Here is a 25,728-nt window from a genome sequence, read left to right as displayed (position 1 = left end):
GACAGAACAGGGTTTGAGGGAAAGCCATGACACGACGAGACAGTTTGGCGATGACCGATGGCCGCCGTGCCGACGCCGGGAGATCGACAGGGCCTACGGCCATCGGGCTGGAGATTGCATCGCTTGCCTGAAGCAGAGCCCGCAGCGCTGTCCGATGACGAACTTCTGGACCGCTACCAGCGCGCGGCCTTCGGCTATTTCCTGGAGAATGTGAACCCCGACAACGGGCTGGTCGCCGATACATCGCGGCCGAATTCGCCGGCCAGCATCGCGGTCGTCGGTTTCGCCCTCTCCTGCTATCCGATCGGCGTCGAACGCGGCTGGATGACGCGCTCGGCGGCGGTGGAGCTCACGCTTGCGGCGCTGCGTTTCTTCTCGGCCAGCCCGCAAAACGGTGGTGATGGCGTCACCGGCCACAAGGGTTTCTACTACCACTTCCTCGACATGCGCACCGGGCTGCGCGTCTGGCGCTGCGAGCTGTCGATGGTGGACACCGCCTTGCTGATGGCCGGCATATTGGTGGCCGGCGCCTATTTCTCCGGCGAGAACGAGAAGGAGGCCGAAATCCGGCGACTGGCCGAGGCGCTCTACCGGCGCGTCGACTGGCGCTGGGCGCAAGGCAGCAGCCCGACCTTGCGGCAAGGCTGGAAGCCGAAGAGCGGTTTTCTCCACTATGGTTGGGAAGGCTATAACGAGGCGACCATCCTCTATGTGCTGTCGATGGCCTCGCCGGACAGCCCGACTTCCGACGACAGTTACGAAGCCTGGACGGCGACCTACCAGTGGGAAAACATCTACGGCCATGACGTGCTCTATGGCGGTCCGCTGTTCATGCATCAATTCTCGCATGCCTGGATCGATTTCGCCGGCATCCGCGACGCTTTCATGCGCGAGAAGAACTCGGACTATTTCGAAAACAGCCGCCGCTCGACCTATCTCCACCGCGACTATGCCCGCCACAACCCCTATGGCTTCGACGGCTATGGCGAGAACCTTTGGGGCCTTTCGGCCGGAGACGGGCCGGGCGGCTTCCGCGCCAGTGTGGAGCGACGGAGGCACCGGTTTTCGGGTTATGCCGCGCGCGGTGCACCGTTCGGGCCGGATGACGGGACGATCGCGCCATGGTCCTATCCAGCGTCGCTGCCTTTCGCGCCTGACATCTGCCTGGCAGCCATGCGTCATCTCGGCGAGCGCTATCCGCAAGTGATCGACAATTTCCGCCTGCCGAGCGGCTTCAATCCGACCTTGGCCAACCGGCGAAAATTCGGCGGCAACGGCTGGGTGTCGGAAGGCCATTACGGGCTGGACCAGGGCATTGTGGTGATGATGATCGAGAACCACCGCTCGCGCCTGATCTGGGAGCTGATGCGCTCCAATCGGCACATCCGCCGCGGCCTGGACAAAGCGGGTTTCACCGGCGGCTGGCTGGCACAGCCGGCAGGCTCCGCATCGGGAGTCTACGATGGCGCGTGAACAGACAAGGGCGGCCACCTTCCCTGTCGACCGCAACGACGTCGACCTGGTCCGAGGCGCGCATCCGCCTCACTGGAAGAACCCTACGCCCGACGGCCCCTACAATCTCGTCGTCATCGGCGCCGGACCAGCCGGGCTGACCGCGGCGCGCGACGCCGCAAGCCTTGGCGCGAAAGTTGCGCTGATCGAGCGCGGGCTGATCGGCGGCGCCTGCATCAATGTCGGCGGCATCCCGTCGAAGTCGATCATCCGTACGGCCCGGCTCTATGCCGACATGCGCGATGCCGAGAATTTCGGCGGCGACACGCCGGCGCGTCTTCCGGTCGACTTCGAACGGGCCATGATGCGGATGCGGCAGATCCGGCAGCGGCTCAGCCGTGCCGATTCGGCCGCTGCCATCACAGCCGAAGGCATCGACCTCTATTTCGGCGAAGCGCGCTTTGGCGGACCCGATACGGTGTTGGTCGCCGGCAAGACGCTGCATTTCAAGAAGGCCCTGGTCGCGACCGGCGCGCGTCCCAGCGGGCCGGCGATCCCCGGACTTGCCGAGGCCGGCTATCTCGACAATGAGAGCATGTTCAACCTCACGCGACGTCCCGAGCGGCTCCTGGTCATCGGCGGCGGGCCGCTTGGCTGCGAGACGGCGCAGGCCTTCTGCCTGCTCGGCGCGAAGGTCATCCTGGCGCAGAGCGATCCGATGTTCCTGCCCGGCGAGGAACGCGACGCCGCGCAGATCCTATCGGACGCGCTGGCGCGCGAGGGGGTGGAGGTACGCCTGAACACCGAGGTGGTGGCGGTGCGCGAGGAAGGCGGCAAGAAGCTCGCCGACCTTCTGCGGGACGGCGACACGACAACGATCTCCGTCGACGAGATCATCACCGGCGTCGGCCGTTCGCCCAATGTCAGGGATCTTGGCCTGGAAGAGGCCGGGGTGGTGTATGACGCCAGCGGCATCAAGGTGGACGATCACCTCAGGACGACCAATCCGCACATCTACGCGGCGGGCGATGTGTGCCTGGAGTACAAGTTCACCCATACCGCCGAGGCAACGGCACGTATTGTCGTGCGCAATGCCCTGTTTCGCGGGCGCGAAAGGCTCAGTGACCTCGTCGTTCCCTGGTGCACCTATACCGATCCGGAGATCGCCCATGTCGGGCTCTATCCAATCGAGGCGCGGCAGAACGGCATTCCGGTCAAGACCTATACGGTGCTGATGCATGACGTCGCCCGCGCCGTGATGGACGGCGAGGAGGAAGGGTTCGTCAAGATCCATGCCCGGGAGGGATCCGACCGCATCCTGGGGGCGACGGTCGTCGCGGCCCATGCCGGCGAGATGATCAATGCGGTGACGCTTGCCATAAGGTCCGGCATGGGATTGCAAGCCCTGGCCGACGTCATCCATCCCTTCCCGACGCAGGCACAAGGCATCAAGATGGCGGGCGATGCCTACAGGCGAACCCGGTTCACCTCCTTGCGCAGGCGTCTGGCGGCGCGCTGGCTGGCCTGGTCGAGGCGATGAGCCTGGCCGCGCGCCGAGGACTCGGGGGCGCGGCGGACTCAAAATATCCAGTGCTTGACGAAAGCCTTGTTCAGCTAAACAAGGTGGCGCTGATGCCTGTAGTCACGGAATCGTTCTGAATGCCATCCGAATTGGACCCCCTGCCTGGCACAAAGCCCCAGGCGTCAGCATTGAACGGCACAGGCGCGCAACCAGCTGTCTGCCAGCCCGGGCGGGCGACCCAGAAGCGTACGCTGGTCGTGTCGCACGACCCGGGCTTTCCGCCGGCTTCAGGCGCGGATCTGAGAAACTATCGCAACGCCGAAGCGGCCGCCAGGTTCGGACCGGTGTGCCTGGTTTCGGTGAAGCCGAACAAGGCAAGGAATGCGCCTGATCCATTGATCCGGGTCGAGGCCCTGTCGATCGAGGGGGAGCCTCGCACGGCCTCGATCGGTTGGTGGCGCTCAAGGGCGGAGAATCGCATACCGCGTTCCGCGCTGACCCGGCTTGAGGCACTCGTCCGTGAATTCCGCCCTGACACCATCATTGTCGAGGGGGTCGGCCTGTTCAAGCTGCTGCGGCCGCTGCGGCCGCTGGCGGAGCAGCTCATTCTCGACATGCACAATGTCGAGTCCGACCTGGCCGGACAGATCAGGCGTCTCAGTGCCAAGCGAAGCGCGGCAGCATTCGGCGTCCGGTTCCTCGAGAGAAAAGCACTGTCCCTTGTCGACAGGGTATGGGTCTGCTCGAACCTCGATCGCCAGAAGCTGATGACGCTTTCCCGGCACAAGATCCCGATCGACGTTGTTCCGAACGGAATTCCGCAGCCCGGGGACAGTCGCGCGCGCCTGCCCGCCGAGCCGCCGACCGACAACGGCTTTCCGGTGATCTTGTTCATCGGCCATCTCGCCTACCCGCCAAACATCGATGCCGCCCAGCGGCTGGCCAGTGTCATATTGCCCCGTATCCGAAACGCCCTGCCGGATGCCAGGCTCGTCCTGGCGGGACGCACCCCGCGACCGGAAGTGCAGGCATTGGCCAGCTTGCCTGGTGTGGAGCTCATCGAAGATCCCGCGGATGTCGCGCCGCTGTTGTCCAGCGCGCATCTCACCATCGTCCCGCTGACGGCGGGTGGCGGCACACGCATCAAGATCCTGGAAGCAATGGCCGCGGGCGTGCCGGTGATCGCCACGCCGATCGCGGCCGAAGGCCTGGATCTGGTCGAAAATGACGAGGTGTTGCTGTCTCAATCCGACGAAACGCTTGCCGAGATGGCCATCGGACTCTGTCTCGATCCCGAACGCAGGGCGCGGCAACGCCTTCGGGCGCATCAGGCGGTATGGGCAAGGTTCGGCCCGCAAGCGATCCGCGATGCCGTTCGTGACGGGCTTGGACCAAACGGCGCTGCTGGATGATTCCGGCAATCCTGCACCAGACCTGGAAGAGCGACGCCATTCCCGCGCGCTTCCAGGCATATGCAGACAGCTGGAAGCGGCACAATCCGCACTGGACGGTGATGTTCTGGAGCGACCGGATGCTGCTCGAATTCGTGGCCGAGCACTACCCTGATTTCCTCTCGATGTTCTGCGGCTACACGAGGGGCGTGCAGCGCTCGGATGCGGCCCGCTACATGCTGCTGCATCATTTTGGCGGGGTCTATGCCGACATCGACTGCGAATGCGTCGCGGCCTTCGATCCGATCATGGATGAGACCCGTGTCGTGCTGTGCAAGGAGCCGGCGTCGCATGCGGCCGTCCAGGCGGATTTCCGGGGCCTGCCCTATCTTCTGTTCAACGGAACAATCGCCAGCCCGCCCAGGCATCCGTTCTGGATGCATGTCCTGTCCATGATGCCCGGGCTCGCCGGCGCCAAGGACGTGCTCGACGCGACCGGTCCCTGCCTTTTGACCTCCGCCCAGCGCAGCTACGGCGATCAGGAAGCCTTGGCCATTCACCCTTCCGGCCTGTTCACGCCGGTGACGTCCGCGGGGAGCATGGAGCGTGAGGCCGGCGACGATACTGCGGCACTTTCGATCCATCACTGGGCCGGCACATGGTGGATCCCGGAGCCGCCACCGAGATGGACGACCAGGCTGCGCAATCAAGCCTATCGGCTCCGGTACCAGCTGACGCGCGGCGCGTATCTGGATGAGGCCGAGGCCAAAGCCGGCGTCGACAAGGCGGTTCTGGCGGCGCCGCCGCCTTCGGGCCAGAACATCGCCGTTCTGGTGCCGCTTCGCGACGCCGCCGACCTCATCCAACCCTTTCTCGATGCGCTGGACGGGCTCGACTACCCCAAGGACAGGCTCAAGCTGGTCTTCTGCGAAGGCGACAGCCTGGATGGCAGCTGGGAACGGCTGCAGGCCGCGACGGCGGGACTGGCCGGCAAATATCGCGATATCGTGCTGCTGCAACGACATGTCGGCACTAGGCTGGACAGGGCAAAACGGGCCAAGCCGAGGATGCGACGCGTGAGGGGCGGCGCGATTGCCAAGGTGCGAAATTACCTCATCGACCACGGGCTGAAGGAAGACGACGACTGGGCGCTGTGGATCGATATCGACGTCTGGCGCTTTCCCGGCGATGTGCTGAACCGGCTGATCGCCACGCGGCATCGCATCGCTGTGCCCAACTGCGTGAAGATCGCCGGCGGCAGCAGCTTCGACCTCAACAGTTTCGTTATCCGACGGCAGACCAGGGATTATCGCTATTACCGCGAGATACGCGGCGGTCTGCACCAGCCTCCCAGGGAGACACCATATCGATATCACCTGAGCGATGTCAGGCATCTCGACATCATCGGCCTCGATGCGGTCGGCGGGACCATGCTTCTGGTCGATGCCGCTCTGCATCGCGGCGGCCTTCGCTTCCCTGAAATTCCCTACCGCGACCTGATCGAGACCGAAGCCTTTGGGGTGCTCGCCAACGATCTCGGCATCCGGCCGGTCGGCCTGCCGAAGCTGGAGATCCTACACGTCCCCTGGTGAAGCGGCAGCCTGCCGAAGTTCCTGCCTGAGGGGTTCCAGATAGGCCTGCGGCCGCAGGCGCCGCCACAAATATTCCCGGTCCGTCAGATGCGCGGCCTTGCCGATCCAGCGCTGTGGCGCTTCTGGATCCCTGACCTCGTGCCAATCCTCGACAATGATGACCGGCAAGCCTTCGTAGAGAGGATCGAGCGGCGAGGTCTTGGTCACCACGATGCACCCGAGATATAGCAGCTCCCATGTGCGGTGGCAGTCGAGGCCGTTTCCCGTGGTCGAAAGCACGAGCGGATATTGCGAATACAGCTGCCAGATGCCGCGCTGCGAAACGCGTCTTTTCAGGAAGTCGACATGCGGGCATCCGTCCAGGACATCAAGCAATTCCCGACGCTCGCTCGAGCCGCTGCTGACGCTGAAATCACAGAATATCCTGGGCTGACGACGATCCGCATTGCCTTGCCGGCCGCGCAGGGTTTGCAGTTGCCGCACCAGTCCGGCAGGCGTCGCAAGGGAGCGTGGCGTATGGAGGTCCAGCCCGATCGGGAACGGATTGATCCGGGGATGAACGCCATCGCAGTTCTGGCTGTACCAGGACACCAGATAGGGGTTGGCGAGAAGCCGCTCGACGGTGTCCTTCGCCAGGTCCGACGGCACCGAGGCATCGCCGTCTGTCGTCAGCAGGATGAAGGGAGCCTTGATGGTCGGCAAGACGACCCGGGTGAACGTATCGAGGTCGCAGTTTCGCCGCTCCCTGGCCAATGTGCTCAGCCGCACCCAGACGATGCCGTGCGCGCCACTGTAGTGGTCGCGGAAAAAGGCCTCGCTCTGCGTCGATTCGGTCGGCGCGTTGCGATACCACTCGGGTCCGGCGAAGTCGCAGAAGCAAGCGATGCCTTGCGACCACAGCACGGACGGAACGCCGAGAGATCTCAGCGCCCAGGACCGCACCGCCTTTTTGAGTTTTGCCCGCCAACGCGACATGCCCATCGGCAAGGCTTAGCCCAGACACCGTCGCGCCTGCAATGTCCCAGTTCCCGCCCGAACGTCAGCCGTGGAGTTCCCGGGAAATCGGTGGGCCGACCGAAAATCCGGAGAATGTGACCTCGAAACCCTCGCGCTGCGGCGAACAGCACATCATGCCGACATCGACCGTCTTCGAGATCGGAAAATAGGCGAGCCGCACCGGCTTCCAGCGACCGTCCGAAGTGTCGAGATACTGGACGCGGATCGCCTCGCCGTGGCGGGTCAGACGGATGCTGACCCCGTTCGGACCGGCATGAATGGCGACCAGCGACCAGTCCGATGTGTCGTTGGTGACGACGACGGAGAAATAGGCAAGGCCGTCGGTGTATTCGATGCCAGCCTTGATCCAATGCGTTTGGCCGAGCCGGACCATCAGTCCGGCCTGGTCATAGAGCACCTTGTAGTCGCCCTTGACGGTGACTTCGGCGGTGAAATCGCCCTCGACCGGCCGATGCAGGAAATGGCCGTTGTCGCGCCAGAAACCGTAGAAGGTCTCGCGCCAGAAATCGGTCTCCTTGCCGGTGCGCACGCGCACCGCATCGCCGTCGATGGCGTGATGCGGCGGCGGGTTGAGCCAGGTCAGGTCCTGCAATGTCATCGCCTCATGCCGGTTCCGTGGTGAAGGTCGCCGGCCCGACAGGCCGGCGCCCGATCAGCCCGCGAATGTATAGGCGGTCTTTACCGTGGTGTAGAACTCCATGGCATAGCGGCCCTGTTCGCGCGGGCCGAAGCTCGAGCCCTTGCGGCCGCCGAAGGGAACATGGAAATCGACGCCCGCCGTCGGCAGGTTGACCATCACCATGCCGGCCTCCGAATTGCGCTTGAAGTGGGTGGCATGTTTCAGGCTCGTGGTGCAGATGCCCGAGGTGAGCCCGAAAGGCGTGTCGTTGGCGACGGCAAGCGCCTCGTCAAAATCCTTGACGCGGATAACGCTGGCGACTGGGCCGAAAATCTCCTCGCGCGAGCTGCGCATGCCATTGGTGGCTTCGGTCAGCAGGGCCGGGCTGAGGTAGAAGCCGGGCGTCTTGCGGTCGAGCCGTTCGCCGCCGAAGGCGAGCGTGGCGCCCTCCCTGACGCCGATGGCGATATAATCCTCGTCCTGCTTCAGCTGGGTCGCGTCGACGACCGGGCCAATCTGGGTCTGCGCATCGAGCGCATCACCGATCACCAGCTTGCCCATCCGCTCCTTCAGCGCATCGACGAAACGGTCATGGATACCTTCGGTCACGATCAGCCTGGACGAGGCGGTGCAGCGCTGGCCGGTCGAGAAGAAGGCGCCGTTGAGCGCGCAATCGACGGCGACCGCGAGATCGGCGTCGTCGAGCACGACCAGCGGGTTCTTGCCGCCCATTTCGAGCTGGAACTTGCGCATATGCTCGACACTTGCCGCGGCGACGCGTTTTCCCGTGCCGACCGAACCGGTGAAGGTGATGGCGTTGACATCGGGGCTATCCAGCATCGCCTGGCCGACCACCGAGCCCTTGCCCATCACGAGGTTGAGCACTCCCTTGGGCAGGCCGGCGCGGTGCAGGATATCGACGATGGACCAGGCGCTCTCCGGAACCAGCTCGGCCGGCTTGAAGACGATGGTGTTGCCATGGGCGAGTGCCGGCGCGATCTTCCAGGCGGGGATGGCGATGGGGAAATTCCACGGCGTGATGATGCCGACCACGCCGACAGCCTCCCGGGTGATCTCGACGCCGACGCCCGGCCGCACGCTCGGCACCATCTCTCCGGTCAGGCGCAATGTTTCGCCGGCAAAGAAATCGAATATCTGGGCGGCGCGGATGGTCTCGCCAATGCCTTCGGCCAGCGTCTTGCCTTCCTCACGCGCCAGATTGCGGCCGATCTCGTCCTTGCGCGCCATGATCTCGTCGGAGGCCTTTTTCAGCACCGCATGGCGGGCCAATGGACCGGAACGGGACCATGAAGGAAACGCCGCCTTGGCCGCCGCGATTGCCTGCTTGGCCTCGTCGACCCCAGCCGAGGCATATTCGCCGACGACATCGCCGGTGTCCGAAGGGTTGATGTTGCGGGAGCCGGCATCGCCGACCCATTCGCCATCGATGAGGTTCTTTCGAAACTGTGCCATATCTGGTCTTTCCTGCTGGTAGGCCGCGCGGCGGCATCTGTGTGAACTGGTATTTGCCAGACAAATGCCTTGCGGGAAAGCACGCACTGGTCGAACAGCCGCGACAAAAATCCCCGGGCCAGCCGTTGCAGCCAGCCCGGCTGGTATCCGCGGAGCGTTGTTTCCGACCAGGCGAGTTGCCCTGCACACCTATGTCCATAGCCTTGATTTGGCTGATGCGGCGTGTCATGCGTCGTACAGATGGCAGCACTCGAAACGACGATCCAGCGCGCCGGCGCCACCGGCAACATCAAGGCCACGCGTGAAGACTGGCTGAAGTTGGCGCTTGAGACACTGATCTCGGATGGTGTCGAACGCGTCCGCGTGCTGACACTTGGCCAGCAGCTCGATGTCTCGCGATCCAGCTTCTACTGGTATTTCAAAAGCCGCCAGGATCTGCTCGACCAGCTGCTGGACTATTGGCGGCAGACCAACACAAGGTTCATCGTCGAGCGCGCCTCGCGGCCTTCCGCGACCGTCATCCGCGGCGTGATGAGCATTTTCGAATGCTGGGTGGACGAAAGGCTGTTCGATCCCCGGCTGGACTTCGCGATCAGGGCCTGGGCCCGGCGCTCACCCACCATCAGGCGCGCGCTCGACGAGGCCGACGAGGAGCGCGTCAATGCCATACGCGACATGTTCAAGCGTCATGGCTATGAGGACGAGGACGCCTTCGTGCGCGCTCGCGTCCTCTATTTCATGCAGATCGGCTATTACTCGCTTGAGCTCAATGAGCCGATGAGCACCCGTCTCGCGCACGTCGCCTCCTATCTGCGCAGCTTCACCGGCCAGGAGCCTCCGGCGGAAGATGTCGAGGACTTCGCGCGATACGTCGAGAAGACGCTTTCTGGCAAACGATAGACGCAGTCGCCGGCCGGCCCTGACCCGACAGTTTTCCAGACGCGATCCGTAGAACGCCCACCCCCCATAGCCAGCATCGCGCAAGGGTTCGACTGTATGATCTCCATTCATGAATCGAATTCGCAGTTTTGCCGGAGCAATTGCCGATCATGGTCCAAAAGCATACGAGCCGGTCATCCCCCCATCCCTGGATCGACACTGTCTGGCAAACCGTGTGTTTAAGAGACGGGATTTACAAAGCCACACCGGACGGTTCGTGGGATCTGATCCGCAGCGTCGCGCCGGACGGGATTTCCGTGGTGTTCTTGAGCGGCCAGGCAACCGAGCCGGTCGACGTGCCATATGTCGAGGGTGAGCACTCGGTTGTCATCTCATTTGCCGCCCATGTCTATCTTGCGCGCGACATGGAGGTGCGAACCGGCGCGACGGTCCGTTTTCTGGATGTAGAAGAAGACGAATTTCTATTGGATGGCGTGGAACTGCCGTTACCGACTTTCCTGAACGCCGAAGCTCTTGTCGACGAGATGATCGCCGCGGGGCTGCTTGCGTCCGACGACGTCGTGGCCAGCGCCTTTACCGAGAAGCCCAAGGCCGCCTCCAAACGCTCCGTGCAACAGCATTTCAAAAACACCACCGGCATTACGCAGAAGGATTTCCAGTTGATCCGCCGCGCCCAGGAAGCGGTTCGGCGTTTGAAAGCCGGCCATAGTGCCACAGCCGTGGCTTTCGATCTTGGCTATACGGATCAACCGCACATGATCAAATCCATAAAGAGGATCATGGGTTCTCTGCCCTCAAACCTCGATGCGGTTCACAAGATCTGACGCCGGGTGAAGGTTTCGCCCGGCGGATTCACGGCGCTATTTCGTGACGAGCGCGGCGAATTGCTTGATGTCTTCGACATAGAATGCGGGATCTTCCCACGCGGCGAAATGGCCCGCTTTCTCCATATCGTGAAATTGCGCGACATTTCCCGAGGTCTGGCGGTCCGCCCATTCGCGCGGCAAGCGAACGCCGCCCGGGATCGGCACTTCGGTCGCCACCGCCACCGGCACCCCCGTGTTGTTTCCCTTGATGGTCGGCTGCTGCATCGCGTTCTGATTGTAAATGCGGAAGGACGAGGCCGCCGTTTCCGTCAGCCAATAGATCATGATGTTGGTCAAAAGCTCGTCGCGACCAAATCTGGCGTCGGCCTCATCGCCGACCCCCATCCCGGCCATGAAGCTCATGATCCATGCGGCAAGTCCGACGGGCGAATCGTTCATGGCGAAGGCGAGGCTTTGCGGCTTCGTCGCCTGGATCAGATTAAAGGCACCATGCATGAAGAACCATTGCTGGATCGCGCCGGCGTAACCTTGCTCCGGCCCGCCGAGGGCGCCAAAATCCGTGGTCTGGTCCGGGTAGCCCACATCGGTCAGGTGGGAGCCGATAAGCTTGTCCGGGTGGCGCTGCGCCAGCGACATGGCGATTACCGACCCCAGGTCACCGCCAGCCACGATGAAGCTGTCGTAACCCAGGACGTCATTCATGAGGTTTGCAAAAATGTCGGCCACCTTGTCGGCGGGCAGAGCCGTTCTGCCGGAGAAGCCGGTCCCCGGAATGGACGGCACGACGACGTGAAACTCCTCCGCCAGGGCATCCACGACCTTGTGATAGCGGTAAAAACTGTCCGGCCAGCCATGCAGCAGAAGGATTGCCGTCGCGCCCTTCTTTCTCGACGGCTGATGGACGAAATGGAGGTCGATGCCCTCGATATCGACCTTGTAGTTTGGCAATGCGTTCAGGCCCGCTTCGGCCTTTCGCCAATCATAGTCATGGAGCCAGTAGTCGGTGAGCTTCTTCATGTAATCGAGATTTGTACCAGTCATCCATCCCGCTCCGGCGGGCTCATCCGGCCAGCGGGTGTGGCTCAGGCGCGTCGTGAGATCGGCGAGCTGGTCATTGGAAACGGCAATCTTGAACGGGGCCGGCTTGGCCATTGTCGTGTTCTCCTGTGAGAAGGCGCTGCGATCGGCGAGACCGCCGAGAAGGGCTGCCGCGATGAGGCTTTTGGCAAATTCGCGGCGGTTCATTCTCGCAGCTCCTTGTTCTTTTTCGATGGAGCCAAAGTATGGGAACGGCGGCAGCGCGGATTGTAAATTTGCGCAATTCATCCGGACGAGACGAGCACGCGACAGGTCTCATTCTCGCGCCCGTCGAGGCATGAGGGATGCACGACGAAACGGTATGCGGTGCGGCGTTCCGCCACCCGGCAACAGAGGATGGAGGCTGACGAATATTCCGCTTTTCTAGAGGGTGAACGACCAGAACAGGCAGGCGAGCGTCGCGGCGGCGAAGACCACGAAGAACAGGCTGCGCAACAGCACGTTGCGGCGCAGTTCGTTCATGACGAAGTGACAGCCGACGATGGCGACGGCAAACAGGAACCGCCAGTTCAGCAAGGCCAGGAGAGCGCTGCCCTGGCCGAAGGCCCATCGGGCGAGAAGGCCGCCGACGATGGTGGCAAACAGCGCGATCACCGTCCAGAAGATCGCGTCGGCCGCATGGGTAAGGACGATGCTGGCCGCGCGGATCGGCAGGATCATCATCAACAGCGCGCTGAAGAAGAAGACGGCGGCGAGCGGAATGAAGGTTCCGGCATCGGCGATGCCGTCGAGCCGCCTGACGCCGATCGCGCCATAGGGATAGCCGTGACGGGCCACCGCCAGGCTCAGCGCCATGAGCAGGGCGGTCAGCACGGCAACGAGTGCGAAGGTCGTGAGGGCTTTGCTCATGGTGTTCCTGTCCCGGACGAATCAGACAGGAACTTTGTAGCGGGCGGTCGTAAATTGCACGTAAGCGACGGCACCACCGGTGCCGATTTCAATCGGTGAAATCCGCTGTCGGGCCGCTATTCGGCGGCGACCCTGCTTGTCGAGCGATTGGCCAGCACGAAGCCGACCTCATCCACCGCCTGCGCCGCGCGCTTCAGGATCGCCTCGGAGCGCAGGACGCCGTCGGTGAAATCCTTGTCGGTGGCATAGACGGCTGTCGGCAAGGCAAAGGCCTCGAAGAAACCGAACAGCGGCCGCAGCTGATGCTCGACGATCAAGGCATGGCGCTCGCCGCCACCGGTCGCTGTCAACAGGACGGGCTTTCCGCGGAGTGCTGCCGGGTCGATCAGGTCGAAGAAGTGCTTGAACAGGCCGGTATAGCTGCCCTTGTAGGTCGGCGAACCGACCACCAGCGCATCAGCGGCGAGGATCTGCGCCAGGATCGGCTGCGCCTGGCTGTCGAGGTCGCGCGCCCACCGTGCGGTGCCGAGCGATGGACCGAGATCCTCGATATCGTAGGTGACAGCCGACAGGCCATGGCGCGCGGCGATGTCCCTGGTGACCAATTCGACGAAGGAGCGCGTCTTTGACGGCCGGGTGATGTTGCCGGAAAAACCGACGACTGTGGGGTTTGACATGGCAGTGGGCCTCTCGGATGTCGAAGTTTGAAATGGCGGGCCACCTGGCCCGCCGACGGAAATCAGCTCCAGGCGTGCAGCGGCGGGTTTTCGCCATTGAGGAAATATTTGCCGAGGATCGAATACTTCCAGCGTACCGGATCGTGCAGCGTGTGGGTGCGGGCATTGCGCCAATGCCTGTCGAGATTGTGCTCGGCCAGCGTCGAGCGGGTGCCGGCCAGTTCGAACAGCTTGTTGGTGGCGGCAATGGCGATCTCGGTCGACAGGATTTTTGCTTCCGCCGTGACGATCTGCGCATGCGCCACCGTTTCGGCGGTCGGCTCGGCCACCGCCTTGTCGATCGCCAGGCCCGCTTTTTCGAGCAGTGCCTGCGCTGCGTGCAGGCGCAATGTCAGGTCGCCGACCGCCTGGATGGTGTAGGGGTCGTCCCAGGCATTGTCGACGCCGCTGTCGATCCAGGCGCGGCTTCTGGTCCTGACGAAGTGAACCGTTTCGTCGATGGCCGCCTGGGCGATGCCGGTGTCGACCGCCACCTGGATGATCTGGAAGATGGCGCCGTCGGCGGTCGGTCTGTCGTAGCCCTTGTAGCCGGGCACCAGAAAAGTCTTCGGCACCTTGACGTTGTCGATGATGACGGTGCCGGACAAGGTCGTGCGCTGGCCGAAGCTCGACCAGTCGTCGATGACGGTTAGGCCTGGCGCTGCCCGGTCGGCAATCGCATACCAGGCGCGGCCCTCGTCATCGAGCGCCACGATCGGCACCAGATGGGCAAGCAACGCGCCGGACGAATAGAATTTGCGGCCGTTGACGACGACATGGTCGCCCGCATCGGTGAAACGGGTCTCGAAATCGGCGGCGCGCTTGGAACCGAACTCGGAAAAGGCGTTGCCGAACCGCGTGCCTTTCAGCACCTCGGCGAACAGCAGCTTCTGCTGGTCCGCGTCGGAAACGGTGCGGATCGCAGCGACGACGCCGAGATGGTTCTGGGCGATCTGGCCGATCGAGGAATCCGCAGCCGAGATGATCTCGATCACCTTGGCCAGCGTCGCATAAGACACCTCCGGTCCGCCGAATGCCTTGGGTACGTTGATCGACCACAGGCCGCTCTGCGAGAATGCGTCGAGTTCGGCAACCGGCCAGATCCGTTCGCGGTCGCGCCGGGAGGAGTCCTTGACGAATTCGGCCGCGAGGGCGCGGGCGACCGCGATCGCTTCGGCGTCATCCCGGATGATGTGGGCCGGCGCCGACGGCCTTGCGACCGGCGGCACGGCGGCGGAGGCGTGGTCTGTCTTGACGGTAGAGACGGTCATATTGCTGCTCCTTGAGATTTCGTTTCAGGCAACGGCATGGAGATGGGTTGGCTTCGCAGCCGGCGATGGTTGTTGGCCGAGATAGAAGGCGCGGACATCCTCGCGCTGGCGAAGATCGGCGGCCGCGCCGGCGAGAACGGAGACGCCGTTTTCGAGCACCGTGGCGTGGTCGGCATAGCGCAGCGCGACAGCGGAGTTCTGCTCGGCGACCAGGATCGACAGGCCGCTCTCGCGGTTCAGTTTCCTCAGCGTCTGAAAGATGTCCTGGACGATGAGCGGGGCGAGCCCCATCGACGGTTCGTCGAGGACCAACAGGCGCGGCCGCGACATCAGCGCCCGGCCGATCGCGGTCATCTGCTGTTCGCCGCCCGAGGTCAGGCCGGATAATGTCCGGCGCTTTTCCTTCAGCCGGGGAAAATAGGAATAGATCCGCTCAAGATCCGCGCTGATCTCGCTACGGCGGCCGCTGCGGCCGATGCCGCCGGCGACCAGGTTTTCTTCGACGGTGAGGCTCTTGAAGCAGTGGCGGCCTTCCAGCACCGGAACCAGGCCATCGCGCACCAGGCCGCCCGGCTTGCGGCGTGAGACATCGGCGCCGTCATAGCGGACAGTGCCGGCGTTGACCTGTCCACGCTCGGCCGGCAGCAGGTTGGAAACGGCCTTCAGCGTGGTGGTCTTGCCGGCGCCGTTGGCGCCGAGCAGCGCCAGGATTTCGCCGCGCCTGATCTCGAAACTGACGCCATGCAGCGCCGTGATGGCGTGGTTATAGGAGGCATGGATCGTGTCGACCGCAAGGATGACGTCATTGTCCGGCATGGGGCTCTTCTTCCGCGGTTCGAAAACCGTAAGGAGCGGGCGCCGCGGAAGCTGTCCGTGGCGCCCGGCAGTGGCTGATCAGTTGGTGGTCAAGGCGTTGGCATCATCGGCGGTGCGCAGCTTGATGCCCTTCTCGGCGGCATAGGCCTCGGCCGACTTCTCGATGATTGGCCGCAGCAGCGCCCAGTCCGGCGCGATCCAGTCGGAGACGACGTTCCACTTCTGGCCGTCCCACTGCTGGAAGGTCACGTAGCCCTCGCCCTCGTGATTGTCCCAGCTCACGTTGATCGAGTGGAACAGGTCCTTGGCGCCGAGCGCCTCGACCTTGGCCGGGTCGAGCTTGAGATGTTCGAAGCCCCAACGGACTTCGTCGCCGGTCAGCGTGCGGTGGCCGAACTTCTCCTGCGCGACGCGGATCGCCTCGACATTGAGGATGCCGTTGACGATGCCGAGATTGTGGTAGACCGAGCCGATGCGCGACTTGTCTTCCAGATTGCCCTTGCCGGCGCCGTAGACCGTCTTCACGATCTCCTGCACCACCGGATAGGTGTTGCCGGAGGCCTGGGTGGTGATGGCGGTGTAACCCTTGGCGGCATCGCCGGCCGGGATGACGTCCTCTTCCGAATTCGACCAGACATTGCCGACGATGTGGTCGACGGGATAGCCGACCTTGACCGCCGTCTTCAGCGCCACCGGGTTCATCACGCCCCAGCCGCGCAGCACGACAAAGTCGGGCTTGGCGCGGCGGATGGTCAGCCACTGCGACTGCTGCTCGTTGCCGGGATGCGGCACTTCGATCTGCTGGACGGTGAAGCCGTATTTCTGCGCCAGCAGTTCGTAGATCGGGATGGTTTCCTTGCCGTAAGGCGAGCCGTGATAGAGCACGGCGATCTTCTTGCCCTTGAGCTTGTCGATGCCGCCTTCCTTTGCGGCGATGTAGTTCACCATTCCGGACGTCTCGCTATAGGGGTTGAGCAGTAGCGGGAAGACGTAAGGGAAAACGCGGCCGTCGGTGGAATCGGTGCGGCCGTGGTTGACGGTGATCAGCGGCACCTTGTCGGCCGTGATGCGGTCGATCATGGCATAGGCGATGCCGACCGAAAGCGGATTCCAGGCGGCGGCGCCGGCATGGCTCTTCTGCCGCTCATAGCATTCGACGCCGCGCTCGACCTCGTACTGGGTTTCGCATTCGTCCCAGGTCAGCTTGACGCCGTTGACGCCGCCGTCGCGGATGTTGATGAGGTTGAGATAATCGATGAAGCCGCCGAAGAAGCCGGTGCCGCCGGCCGCGTAGGGACCGACGCGATAGCTCTGCAGCGGAAAGTATTGTTCGTCGGCGTGGGCCGATGGCAAGGCCACCGACACGATCATCGCCGCGGACAGCGCCGCCGCCTTGATTGTGCTGAGGAAAGTCATGGTCGAGATACTCCCGGTATGGGCCGTCTTGGTTCGGCCTCTGGTTCATTTTCCGATTCAGTTCGATGCGGGTTGCCCCGCAGGCTCATGTCGACTGCCAGGCGAGCAGGAGCCGTCTTCGGACCCTGTCCCACAGGGCCACCAGCCCGTCCGGTTCGAGGATCAGAAACAGGATGATGAGAGCGCCGAGCACGATGCGCTGGCTCATGTCGAGGACGCCCGAGTCGAAGACATCGCCGAGCAGGAAGCCGCCGAGACGCGACAAGCCAAGCGGAAAGACGACGATCAGGGCGGCGCCGAAGAAGGCGCCACGGATCGAGGCCAGGCCGCCTATGATGATGATGAACAGGATCTGGAACGAGCGGTCGAGATCGAAGCCGTCCGGCTCGACGGTCCGCAGATAGGCGAAGGCCCAGATGACGCCGGCAACGCCGATGATGAAGGACGAGATGGCGAAGGCCAGCAGCTTGGTCTTCAGCACCGGGATGCCGATGATGCGGGCGGCGGTTTCATTGTCGCGGATGGCGATGAAGTTGCGCCCGGTCTGCGATGTGACCAGACGGTGGGCGAGGAAGGTGAGTATGCTGACGATGGTCAGCGCGAAGAGATAGCGGCCGACGGCGCCATCCAACGCAACGCCGCCGATAGACAGCCGCGGCGCGTCGATGACACCGGACGCCGAGTCGTTGGAGAACCAGCTGAACTTGGTCAGCGCCCATTGCACGAAGAACTGCGCGGCGAGCGTCGAGACCGCGAGGTAGAAGCCTTTCAGCCGCAGGCTTGGCAGGCCGAAGACGATGCCAGTCGCGGAGGCGACGATACCGGCGAGGACAATGCTGCCGATCAGTGGCAGGCCTTCGACCCTCAGGTTGAAATTATAGGCGGCGAAGGCGCCCGTCGCCATGAAGGCGGCGCTGCCCAGCGAGACCTGGCCGGCATAGCCGGTGAGGATGTTCAGCCCGACGCCGGCAAGGCCAAGCGCCAGGAACGGCAGCAGGATGGCCTCGAACAGATAGCTCGAGCCGATCAGCGGCACGACGCCATAGGCGAAGGCGAGCAGCAGGACGGGCGCGATCCATTTCGGCAGCACCGGTGCGGCGGAGGTGAGATCGCTTGTGATCACGGCCATGGCTCAGACCCTTTCCACGAGCTTCTGGCCAAACAGGCCCGAGGGACGGATCAGCAGGAAGGCGAGCGCCACGACATAGGCGAACCAGCTCTCGATGCCGCCGCCGAAATAGTCGCCGATATAGACCTCGGCGAGCTTCTCGCTGGCGCCGATCAAGAGGCCGCCGACGATGGCGCCGAGAATCGAATCGAAGCCGCCAAGCACCAGCACCGGCAGCGCCTTGAGCACCACCAGAGACAGGGAGAACTGCACGCCGAGGCGGGCGCCCCAGAGCAACCCCGCAACCAGCGCGACCAGGCCGGCGGCGGCCCAGACGGTTGCCCAGATCAGCGGCAGCCTGAGGCCGACCGCCAGGGCGGCGAACTGGTCGTCGGCGACGGCGCGGAAGGAGAGGCCGATGCGGGTATAGCGGAAGAACAGCGACAGCAGCAGAACCATGCCGGCGGCGACCACCGCGGCGAAGATGTCGAACTGGCTGATCAGCACGCCACCGACTTCCAGCGGCACATCCTCGATGCCGAGGTCGAGGCCGTGGACCTGCGTGCCCCAGATCAGCTGGGCGGCACCCTCGATGATGTAGGACAGGCCGAGCGTCGCCATGAACAGCGTGATCGGCGGCTTGTTGGTGAGCGGCCGCAGCACGGTGCGCTCGATGGCGACGCCGATGGCCACCATGATGGCGAAGGTGGCCGCCAGCGCCAAGGCGAAGGGAACACCGCGCTCAACCAGGCTGACGAAGGTCAGTGCCGCGAACAACAGCAGCGCGCCTTGCGCGAAATTGAGCACGCCTGATGTCTTGTAGATCAGCACGAAGCCGATCGCCACCAGCGAGTACATGACGCCGGAGAGCAGGCCGCCGACGAGCACTTCGATGAAGAACTGGTAGTCGAAACCGGCGATCATATGCCAGCCCCGTCCTCATTGTCGGAGGCGACGCCGAGATAGGCATCAATGACGCGCTGGTCGTTCCTGACCTCGTCAGGCGTGGCGTCGGCGATCTTGCGGCCGTAGTCGAGAACGGCGATGCGGTCGGACAGGCCCATGACGACGCCGACATCATGCTCGATCAGCACGACCGTGGTGGCGAAGCGGTCGCGCGCGGCGCGCACGAAACTTGCCATCTCGCTTTTCTCGCTTGCGGTCATGCCGGCCATCGGTTCGTCGAGCAGAAGCAGGCGCGGCTCAGCGACCAAGGCGCGGGCCAGTTCCACCCGCTTCTGCAGCCCGTAAGGCAGCGTGCCGGCGAGACGATCGCGGACCGCGGTGAGATCGAGGAATTCGAGGATGTGGTCGGCGCGGCACAGGGAGTCGCGCTGCTCGCCAGGCGAGCGGCCGATGCCGAGCACCTGCCCGGCAAAATTGGAGCGGACCTTGTAGGCGAGGCCGGAGGCGACATTGTCGAGGACGCTGAGGCCCTTGAACAGAGCAAGGTTCTGAAACGTCCTGGCAACACCGAGATGCGCCAGCCGCTGTGTCGGCACCTGATCATAGCGGATGCCATCGAGCAGGACATGGCCTCTATCCGGCCGGTAGACGCCGCTGATGACGTTGATCAGCGAGCTCTTGCCGGCGCCGTTGGGGCCGATGATGGCGCGGATCTCGCCGGGGCGCACCGACAGCTCGATATCGGCCAGCGCGACTACGCCGCCGAACGACAGGCCGATGCCCTGCAGGACGAGCAACGGAGCGGCGGCATCCGCGATCGACCCTGTCGGCACGACGCCGACGACGGACGACTGGGGCGTTAACGGCAGGCCGCGCGCAAAGACTTCCGGCGCATAGACCGAGGCGTCCATCATTCCAACTGCGTAACTGGCCAAGGGCATTCCAATCGTCCTCGATTGCTTCACAAGCGCACGAATCCTCGTCGCCGCCCGATCGATCGAGCGCGCTTGGGAACCTTCTTTGGTGTGCAGGCCGGACTGACCGGCCTGCTTTTTGAAAAGGGTTATTCCGCTGCCAGCGATGCAGCCTGCTCGGCATTTTCCAGTTCGCGGACGAGCGGGATGACATGCTTGCCGAAATACTCGACCTCTTCCTGGAAATGCAGGAAGCCGAGCAGGATGAGATCGGCGCCGGCGCGCTTGAGATCGACGATGCGCTCGGCGACCTGCCTTGGCGTGCCGATCAGGTTCGAACGGAAGCCGTCATTGTACTGGACCAGATCGTCGAAGGAGGATTTTGCCCAGTTGCCCTCGCCTTCCGGCGAGGCCTTGCCGGCATTCTTGACCTCGTGGCCGAAGGCGTTGACCGCTTCGGGGTTGGCCTTGGCGATGATTTCGGCGAGCACCGCCTTGGCCTCGTCCTCCGTCTCGCGGACGATGGCGAAGGCGTTGACGCCAACCTTGACCGAATGGTCGTTGGCCTTCGCCTTGGCCCTGATGTCATCCACCTGCCTGGCGATTTCGGTCGGCGTGTTGCCGTTGGTGAAGTACCAGTCCGAGACACGCGAGGCCATGTCGCGCGCGGCTCGCGACGAGCCGCCCTGGAAGATTTCCGGCAAAGGCTGCGGCGGCTTCGGCTTCAGTGAATATTCGTTGAAGCGGTAGAAATCGCCGCGGAAGGTGAAGCTGTCCTGCGTCCATATTCCACGCAAGGCGCGGATGAATTCTTCCGAACGGCGGTAGCGCTCGTCATGGTCGAGCCAATGCTCGCCGATGGCGTGGAACTCGCCGCGGAACCAGCCGGAGACGAGGTTGATGGCGACGCGGCCATTGGTCAGGTAGCTGATGGTGGCGAGTTGCTTGGCAGCCAGCGCCGGATTCCACGGCCCGGGCAGGATCGCGGCGATCACCTTCAGCGTCGTGGTGGCGGCAAGCAGATCATGGCTGAAGGCAACCGATTCATGCTGTTCGTCGGCGCCGTAGCCGGCGGTGAAACGGATCTGGCTCAGCGCATAGTCGAAGCCGGCCTTCTCGGCAATCTGCGCCAGCTTGCGGTTGTATTCGGCCGAATGGTTGGTGCGCTGCTCGATATTGGAAATCACCAGGCCGCCCGAAACATTCGGCACCCAATAGGCGAATTTGACCGCGTCGGTTGCTGTGTGTGCCATGAACTGTCTCCCCTTCAGGCCGTGTCGTTGATCGGTCCGGCGTGGCCGGATCTCGCCGATATTTATTATGTCTACTGATTATATATACAAAGTAGGATTTTCCGTTTTTGGCGGCCGCTTGGGACGGAAATACCAATTTTGGCCGGCCGGGCCGGCTTCGGCCTGTCAGCGCGTGGTCGCAACGTCGCTGGCATTGGCGCCAACCGCCTCGACGGACGGAAACCTGTCGACCAGTCTTGCGATCTCGGTCGCGACCATCTGGGCATGGCGGGCGACCTCTGGCAGGCCCATGAGTTCACCAAAGGTGCCCCGCGCCAGCGGCCCGGCGACGAAGAGCCCGGCGACCGCCTCGCCATCCCAGCCGATGGCGAGGCTGTCGAGATTTGTCTCGATGCCGAGTCCGTAGGCGTCGACCCTGATCAATCCGGTCTCGGCCAGGGAGCGCAGCGCCGGATTGAGCTGAAGCGCCTGCCCATGGGCAGGCCCTGTCGTGTTGATGACGGCATCGAAGCGCGCCGTCTCGATCCGTGTCTGGCCGCGCCGCTGAAAGCTGACCGCGAGGTTCTCGCCCTCGTCGTTCGACGCGACAAGCCTGGCGGCAATGGTGTCGAACGTGCCGGCAGCCTGGCGGCGGTCAAGGACGGAAGCAATTTGGGGGGCGATCCTGAAGCGATGCACGTCCCAGAACACACGCAGTTGGCGGACCAACCTTGCCCGTTCCGATGGAGCAAGGGCGGCCCACAGAACCGGCCCCTGCAGGCGCAGCTGGTCGAAGACGGACTGCCAGTTGACATTGGCCTGGCGCGCCGCCGCCAGCGTCGCGCGAATGTCGCGAAGCAGACCGAGCGCCGATGTGGCCGGCGCCGATGCGAAATCGCCGAAAGGTTCGCCCCGGACATCAGGATGGCCGCGCGAGCGCAGTCCGCGGCGCGACAGCGCCAGGATACGGCCGCGATGGCCGCGGCGATCGAGCTCCGCGACCATGTCGGCCGAGGTCAGCCCGGAGCCGACGATCAGCACGGAAGCGTCCGGCCCGATCCTGGCAAGTGCCGACGCTGCGTAGGGATCGGCGACAAAACCCGGCGCTTCGGCCAGGCAAACAAGCGCTGCCGGGATTGCGGGGGCAGGATGCGTCGCGGCGAGGACCACAATGTCGCCGATGACAGGTCCGGCGGAGGTTTGCACGGTCCAGCCCGCGCCATTGGCTTTGCGTGTCACGCCGGTGGCGAGACCGCCGACATGACGGACCGCGCCTGAAGCCAGACAGGGCGCGAGGTGCTCGGCGACATAGTGGCCGAACACACGCCGGCGCGGATAGGCGTCGTCATTCTTCCAGATCGCGTCCGCGTCACGTTCGAGTTCGCCGGAGCCTGCCAACCAGCGGGCAAAATGCTGCGGGTCGTCGGGAGCCATGCTCATTCTGACGGCCGGCACATTGACCCGGTGCGCCGGCTCTTCGCTGGAATAGGCCAGACCGCCGCCGAGCGCTGGGCGTGGCTCGATCACCGAGATCGACAGGCGCTCCGGCCGATGCGCCCGCGCAAGATGCCAGGCCAACGCCGCGCCGGAAAAGCCGCCGCCGATGATGGCGACGCGCAGTCGGCGGGCCGGAGGCAGCGCGTTCACGAGGCGCTGGCGAGCGACTTCGGCCGGTGGTCGCCGGCGATGGTCTCGCCGAACGGGCCGGTGTTGACGGATGAGCCGGCGGCTTTGACCGGATGATCGGTCGGCAATTTCGGCAGCACCAGTTCGCCAAAACGAAAGGCTTCCTCCAGATGCGGGTAGCCGGACAGGATGAAGGTGTCGATGCCGAGGCGGCGATATTCGTCGATGCGCTCGGCGATGGTGTCGGGGTCGCCGACCAGGGCTGTCCCCGCGCCGCCGCGCACCAGGCCGACACCGGCCCACAGATTGGGCGCGATCTCGAGCTTGGCGCGGTCGCCGCCATGCAGCGCGCTCATCCGCGCCTGGCCGACCGAATCCATGCGGGCAAAGACTGTCTGGGCCGAAGCGATCGTCGCGTCGTCGAGGCGGCTGATCAGCCGGTCGGCGGCGGCCCAGGCCTCCTCGGTGGTTTCCCGCGCTATGACATGCAGGCGAATGCCGAAGGAAAGCTTGCGGCCGGCCTTCTCGGCCAGTTCTCGCACGGCGTCCAGCTTGCGCTCGACATCGGCGGGCGGTTCGCCCCAGGTCAGATATTTGTCGATCTCCTGCGCCGCAACCGTCGACCCGGCATCGGACGACCCGCCGAAATAGAGCGGCGGATAGGGCGTCTGCACCGGCGGGAACAGCAGCCTGCCGTCCTCGATGTGGAAATGCTTGCCCTGGTGCTCGACCGTCTCACCGCTCAGCACGCGCTTGTAGATCCGCAGGAATTCCTGCGTCACCTCGTAGCGCTCGGCATGCGACAGGAAAATGCCGTCGCCCTTGTTCTCAAGCGGATCGCCGCCCGTTACGACATTGATCAGCAGGCGGCCATTGGAGATGCGGTCGAGCGTCGCCGTCATGCGCGCGGCGAGCGTCGGCGACTGCAAGCCCGGCCGCACGGCGACCAGGAAACGCAGCCGCTCGGTCAGCGGCACCAGCGCCGAGGCGATCACCCAGGAATCCTCGCACGACCGGCCGGTCGGCAGCAGCACGCCGTAGTAACCCAGCGTGTCGGCGGCCTTCGCCACTTGCGTCAGATAGGGCAGATCGACCGACCGGCCGCCCTCCGCGGTGCCGAGATAACGGCTGTCGCCATGCGTCGGCAGGAACCAGAGAACCTTGATGCGGTCCGGAATGTCGCGGGTCATGACCTGCCTCCCGCGAGCCGGCGGCGATGGCGGGGTGTGCCTGGCGGGGTTGGGAGCGGACGCAGAGAGGCGGGCATGGCGGAGTCCTGTCCGGGAAAACAGATCGCCCGCACTTTGCTTATTCTATAAACTCTGTAGAGTTAGTTTATTCCAAATCCGCCGTTGAAATTGGAAATTCTCTTCGTTCGATCGAATCGGCGCCTGATCCTCGGCTGCTCACTGGCGTCAGGCCCTGGCGAATTGGAGAACACTGTTTGGCGGTCCTTCCGACTCCTAGGTGTCATATTAGCCACAGGTAATATGAATCAGCTATCCGGCCTTGCATCGTCGGCATAGGTGTCCCTTAATGGGTCACCGTGTCTGGCACCGTCATTGCACAGTCGGCAATGCCGGCGACATCTCTCACCCAGCAATCGGGGGGCAGATGGGGGGCCCCGCCGCTTCGCGAATGGAGCGGCGGGCTATCAACAACGGGGGGCGGGCAGCCATGTATTTTCCGCAATTCTTGGTGGGGATGTTCGCCACGTCCGCCGTAGTGGCGATCTGGGCCGGCATAGAAACTGGATCTGTCGGCAAAGCGCTCGCTTGGACCGTCCTCACACTGATGATGCTGCAGGTTGGATATTTCCTGCTGGCATTTGGGCTTTTCTACAAGCGCTCGACGAAAAGCACCGACACAAAACCGGATACTGCTCGTCAGCCCATCCGTCGAGACGGTAGCGTCTCATCGGGCCGATGATGACCGACAGGCCGGCCGCAACCTACTGTGAGCATGACGCCGCCTACGGGCGAAGTGATGGAGTGGCCAGCGCCCGTCAAGCGCCAAAGCCATTTGGCCGTCATCTGCTTGCGCCGCTCCCAAGGTCTGTCGAACGATCCCGACCGTAGACGGCGCTTGCTTGCCGGAGGTTTGCACGACGAAGTGAAGCTTCCCTACCAAGAGTAGTCCTAAAGGCTTGCGGTGCTGGTGAAACTTGAGGCTCGGCCGCGGCTTTCCCGCTTTTTCCTGTCAGTCTCCCTCGCAAACTTGGCTCCGGGTCGAAATGCTCCTGGCCGTGCCACGGCAGGTTTCCGAATGGCGGGCTCGGATACAAAAACGGCAAATAACCTGAAAACATTGGGAGACTGTTTGGTGGAGCCAATCGGAATCGAACCGACGACCTCTTGAATGCCATTCAAGCGCTCTCCCAACTGAGCTATGGCCCCACTCCCGGCAGTCAGCCGGCGCCGTTTCCGGCGAAGAGATCAGCGCGGGTTGGAACACCGCGCCGTTAGTGCAGGCGGCTTCTAACCCCGCCTTTCTCAGATATCAAGCCTTGAAGAGCGGCTTTTTGTTCACAGGCCGAGAAAGCCTGCAAACGCTTACGTCTAGGCCTGTCAGACCTCGTCGTCGTCGTCGCCGACGCCGATCATGTCGGCAACGTCGTCGTCTTCTTCCTCTTCGTCGGCAAGGAAAGTATCATCCTCGTCGTCGCCGAGGTCGACGTCCTCGTCATCGCCGAGATCGGGCAGATCGTCGCCCTTGGCGTCGTCGTCGGCCTCTTCGAGCGAGACGACTTCAACGCCCTCTTCGTCCTCGGCGTCCACTTCCTTCTCGGCCACTTCCTCTTCCTCCTCGAGGGCGGCGATCTTGCCTTCCTCGAAATAGGAACGCGGATAGGTCTTGCCGGTGTAGGGCGAGACGATCGGGTCCTTATTCAGGTCGTAGAATTTTCGACCCGTCTCAGGATCGATACGCTTTGTGCCAAGTTCGGTTTTTGCCACGGCAAGCCTCGTCAATAAAAGAGTGGTCC

General features: G+C 63.7%; 23 protein-coding genes and 1 tRNA gene. 7 read left to right on the top strand and 17 right to left on the bottom strand.

All coding sequences use genetic code 11. From position 1 onward, the window contains the following. Positions 1 to 123: 123 nt before the first annotated feature. From FJV83_RS13420 to FJV83_RS13405, 4 genes are all read left to right on the top strand, one after another. Entirely contained in the window at positions 124 to 1,473 is a 1,350-nt protein-coding gene (locus tag FJV83_RS13420; protein WP_142886135.1) for a glucoamylase family protein, read from the top strand. Further along, positions 1,463 to 2,992, top strand: a complete 1,530-nt coding sequence (locus tag FJV83_RS13415) for a mercuric reductase (protein WP_095792025.1) — start codon at positions 1,463 to 1,465, stop codon at positions 2,990 to 2,992. The genes FJV83_RS13420 and FJV83_RS13415 overlap by 11 nt, the downstream gene beginning before the upstream one ends. 170 nt (positions 2,993 to 3,162) lie before the next feature. Further along, positions 3,163 to 4,386, top strand: coding sequence for a glycosyltransferase family 4 protein (locus FJV83_RS13410; RefSeq protein WP_142886134.1), 1,224 nt, complete (start codon positions 3,163 to 3,165; stop codon positions 4,384 to 4,386). After that, a complete protein-coding gene (locus tag FJV83_RS13405) occupies positions 4,383 to 5,957 on the top strand; it encodes a glycosyltransferase (protein ID WP_142886133.1) in 1,575 nt (524 codons plus the stop codon). Before FJV83_RS13410 ends, FJV83_RS13405 begins: the two co-directional genes overlap by 4 nt. On the opposite strand, the gene FJV83_RS13400 is transcribed toward FJV83_RS13405, so the two are convergent. From FJV83_RS13400 to FJV83_RS13390, 3 genes are all read right to left on the bottom strand, one after another. Further along, positions 5,940 to 6,932 (bottom strand): hypothetical protein, encoded by a 993-nt coding sequence (locus tag FJV83_RS13400; protein ID WP_095789496.1) that lies wholly within the window; start codon positions 6,930 to 6,932, stop codon positions 5,940 to 5,942. The two genes, FJV83_RS13405 and FJV83_RS13400, sit on opposite strands and share 18 nt — an antisense overlap. Before the next feature lie 64 nt (positions 6,933 to 6,996). After that, positions 6,997 to 7,572, bottom strand: coding sequence for a DUF1349 domain-containing protein (locus tag FJV83_RS13395; RefSeq protein ID WP_095771632.1), 576 nt, complete (start codon positions 7,570 to 7,572; stop codon positions 6,997 to 6,999). A gap of 54 nt (positions 7,573 to 7,626) precedes the next feature. Beyond that, positions 7,627 to 9,066 carry an aldehyde dehydrogenase family protein gene (locus FJV83_RS13390; protein WP_142876209.1) on the bottom strand — a complete coding sequence of 480 codons (1,440 nt, stop codon included), beginning with the start codon at positions 9,064 to 9,066 and terminating at the stop codon, positions 7,627 to 7,629. Positions 9,067 to 9,306: 240 nt separating this feature from the next. Between FJV83_RS13390 and FJV83_RS13385 the strand changes: the two genes are divergently transcribed. After that, positions 9,307 to 9,966 carry a TetR/AcrR family transcriptional regulator gene (locus FJV83_RS13385; RefSeq protein ID WP_179296377.1) on the top strand — a complete coding sequence of 220 codons (660 nt, stop codon included), beginning with the start codon at positions 9,307 to 9,309 and terminating at the stop codon, positions 9,964 to 9,966. Between the two features lie 149 nt (positions 9,967 to 10,115). Continuing rightward, entirely contained in the window at positions 10,116 to 10,790 is a 675-nt protein-coding gene (locus tag FJV83_RS13380; protein ID WP_142876267.1) for a helix-turn-helix domain-containing protein, read from the top strand. A 36-nt stretch (positions 10,791 to 10,826) separates the two neighbouring features. Here the strand turns inward: FJV83_RS13380 and FJV83_RS13375 are convergent, their stop codons facing one another. From FJV83_RS13375 to ssuD, 12 genes are all read right to left on the bottom strand, one after another. Next, positions 10,827 to 12,038 (bottom strand): epoxide hydrolase family protein, encoded by a 1,212-nt coding sequence (locus FJV83_RS13375; RefSeq protein WP_142886132.1) that lies wholly within the window; start codon positions 12,036 to 12,038, stop codon positions 10,827 to 10,829. Positions 12,039 to 12,254: 216 nt separating this feature from the next. Further along, the gene (locus tag FJV83_RS13370; protein WP_095792031.1) at positions 12,255 to 12,740 is read right to left on the bottom strand and encodes a hypothetical protein; all 486 of its coding nucleotides are present in this window, start codon (positions 12,738 to 12,740) and stop codon (positions 12,255 to 12,257) included. Between the two features lie 116 nt (positions 12,741 to 12,856). Continuing rightward, complete coding sequence (gene msuE, locus FJV83_RS13365) at positions 12,857 to 13,417, bottom strand: FMN reductase (RefSeq protein ID WP_095789469.1); 561 nt, start codon at positions 13,415 to 13,417, stop codon at positions 12,857 to 12,859. A gap of 62 nt (positions 13,418 to 13,479) precedes the next feature. Continuing rightward, entirely contained in the window at positions 13,480 to 14,727 is a 1,248-nt protein-coding gene (locus FJV83_RS13360) for an SfnB family sulfur acquisition oxidoreductase (protein WP_095771625.1), read from the bottom strand. A gap of 24 nt (positions 14,728 to 14,751) precedes the next feature. Further along, a complete protein-coding gene (locus FJV83_RS13355; RefSeq protein ID WP_142886131.1) occupies positions 14,752 to 15,543 on the bottom strand; it encodes an ABC transporter ATP-binding protein in 792 nt (263 codons plus the stop codon). Positions 15,544 to 15,621: 78 nt separating this feature from the next. Then, entirely contained in the window at positions 15,622 to 16,959 is a 1,338-nt protein-coding gene (locus tag FJV83_RS13350) for an ABC transporter substrate-binding protein (protein ID WP_142886130.1), read from the bottom strand. An 85-nt stretch (positions 16,960 to 17,044) separates the two neighbouring features. Next, positions 17,045 to 18,088 (bottom strand): branched-chain amino acid ABC transporter permease, encoded by a 1,044-nt coding sequence (locus FJV83_RS13345; RefSeq protein WP_142886129.1) that lies wholly within the window; start codon positions 18,086 to 18,088, stop codon positions 17,045 to 17,047. A 3-nt stretch (positions 18,089 to 18,091) separates the two neighbouring features. After that, positions 18,092 to 18,991 (bottom strand): branched-chain amino acid ABC transporter permease, encoded by a 900-nt coding sequence (locus FJV83_RS13340; RefSeq protein WP_142886128.1) that lies wholly within the window; start codon positions 18,989 to 18,991, stop codon positions 18,092 to 18,094. Beyond that, entirely contained in the window at positions 18,988 to 19,914 is a 927-nt protein-coding gene (locus FJV83_RS13335; protein ID WP_142886127.1) for an ABC transporter ATP-binding protein, read from the bottom strand. The genes FJV83_RS13340 and FJV83_RS13335 overlap by 4 nt, the downstream gene beginning before the upstream one ends. A gap of 122 nt (positions 19,915 to 20,036) precedes the next feature. After that, on the bottom strand, positions 20,037 to 21,140 hold the full coding sequence (gene sfnG / locus FJV83_RS13330; protein ID WP_142886126.1) for a dimethylsulfone monooxygenase SfnG: 1,104 nt from the start codon (positions 21,138 to 21,140) through the stop codon (positions 20,037 to 20,039). A gap of 165 nt (positions 21,141 to 21,305) precedes the next feature. Beyond that, complete coding sequence (locus FJV83_RS13325) at positions 21,306 to 22,766, bottom strand: FAD/NAD(P)-binding protein (RefSeq protein WP_142886125.1); 1,461 nt, start codon at positions 22,764 to 22,766, stop codon at positions 21,306 to 21,308. Then, complete coding sequence (gene ssuD / locus FJV83_RS13320) at positions 22,763 to 23,935, bottom strand: FMNH2-dependent alkanesulfonate monooxygenase (RefSeq protein ID WP_142886124.1); 1,173 nt, start codon at positions 23,933 to 23,935, stop codon at positions 22,763 to 22,765. Before ssuD ends, FJV83_RS13325 begins: the two co-directional genes overlap by 4 nt. A gap of 487 nt (positions 23,936 to 24,422) precedes the next feature. Between ssuD and FJV83_RS13315 the strand changes: the two genes are divergently transcribed. Beyond that, the gene (locus FJV83_RS13315; RefSeq protein WP_185973396.1) at positions 24,423 to 24,674 is read left to right on the top strand and encodes a hypothetical protein; all 252 of its coding nucleotides are present in this window, start codon (positions 24,423 to 24,425) and stop codon (positions 24,672 to 24,674) included. Between the two features lie 391 nt (positions 24,675 to 25,065). On the opposite strand, the gene FJV83_RS13310 is transcribed toward FJV83_RS13315, so the two are convergent. Continuing rightward, positions 25,066 to 25,141 (bottom strand) — tRNA-Ala (locus FJV83_RS13310). A gap of 171 nt (positions 25,142 to 25,312) precedes the next feature. Continuing rightward, on the bottom strand, positions 25,313 to 25,699 hold the full coding sequence (locus FJV83_RS13305; protein WP_095771615.1) for a TIGR02300 family protein: 387 nt from the start codon (positions 25,697 to 25,699) through the stop codon (positions 25,313 to 25,315). Between the last annotated feature and the right edge of the window lie 29 nt (positions 25,700 to 25,728).

Source organism: Mesorhizobium sp. WSM4307, from assembly GCF_007003945.1.
In the GTDB taxonomy this organism is placed as follows: domain Bacteria; phylum Pseudomonadota; class Alphaproteobacteria; order Rhizobiales; family Rhizobiaceae; genus Mesorhizobium.
Note: the sequence above shows the minus strand (reverse complement) of the source record. Positions and strands in the feature narration are given on the sequence as shown.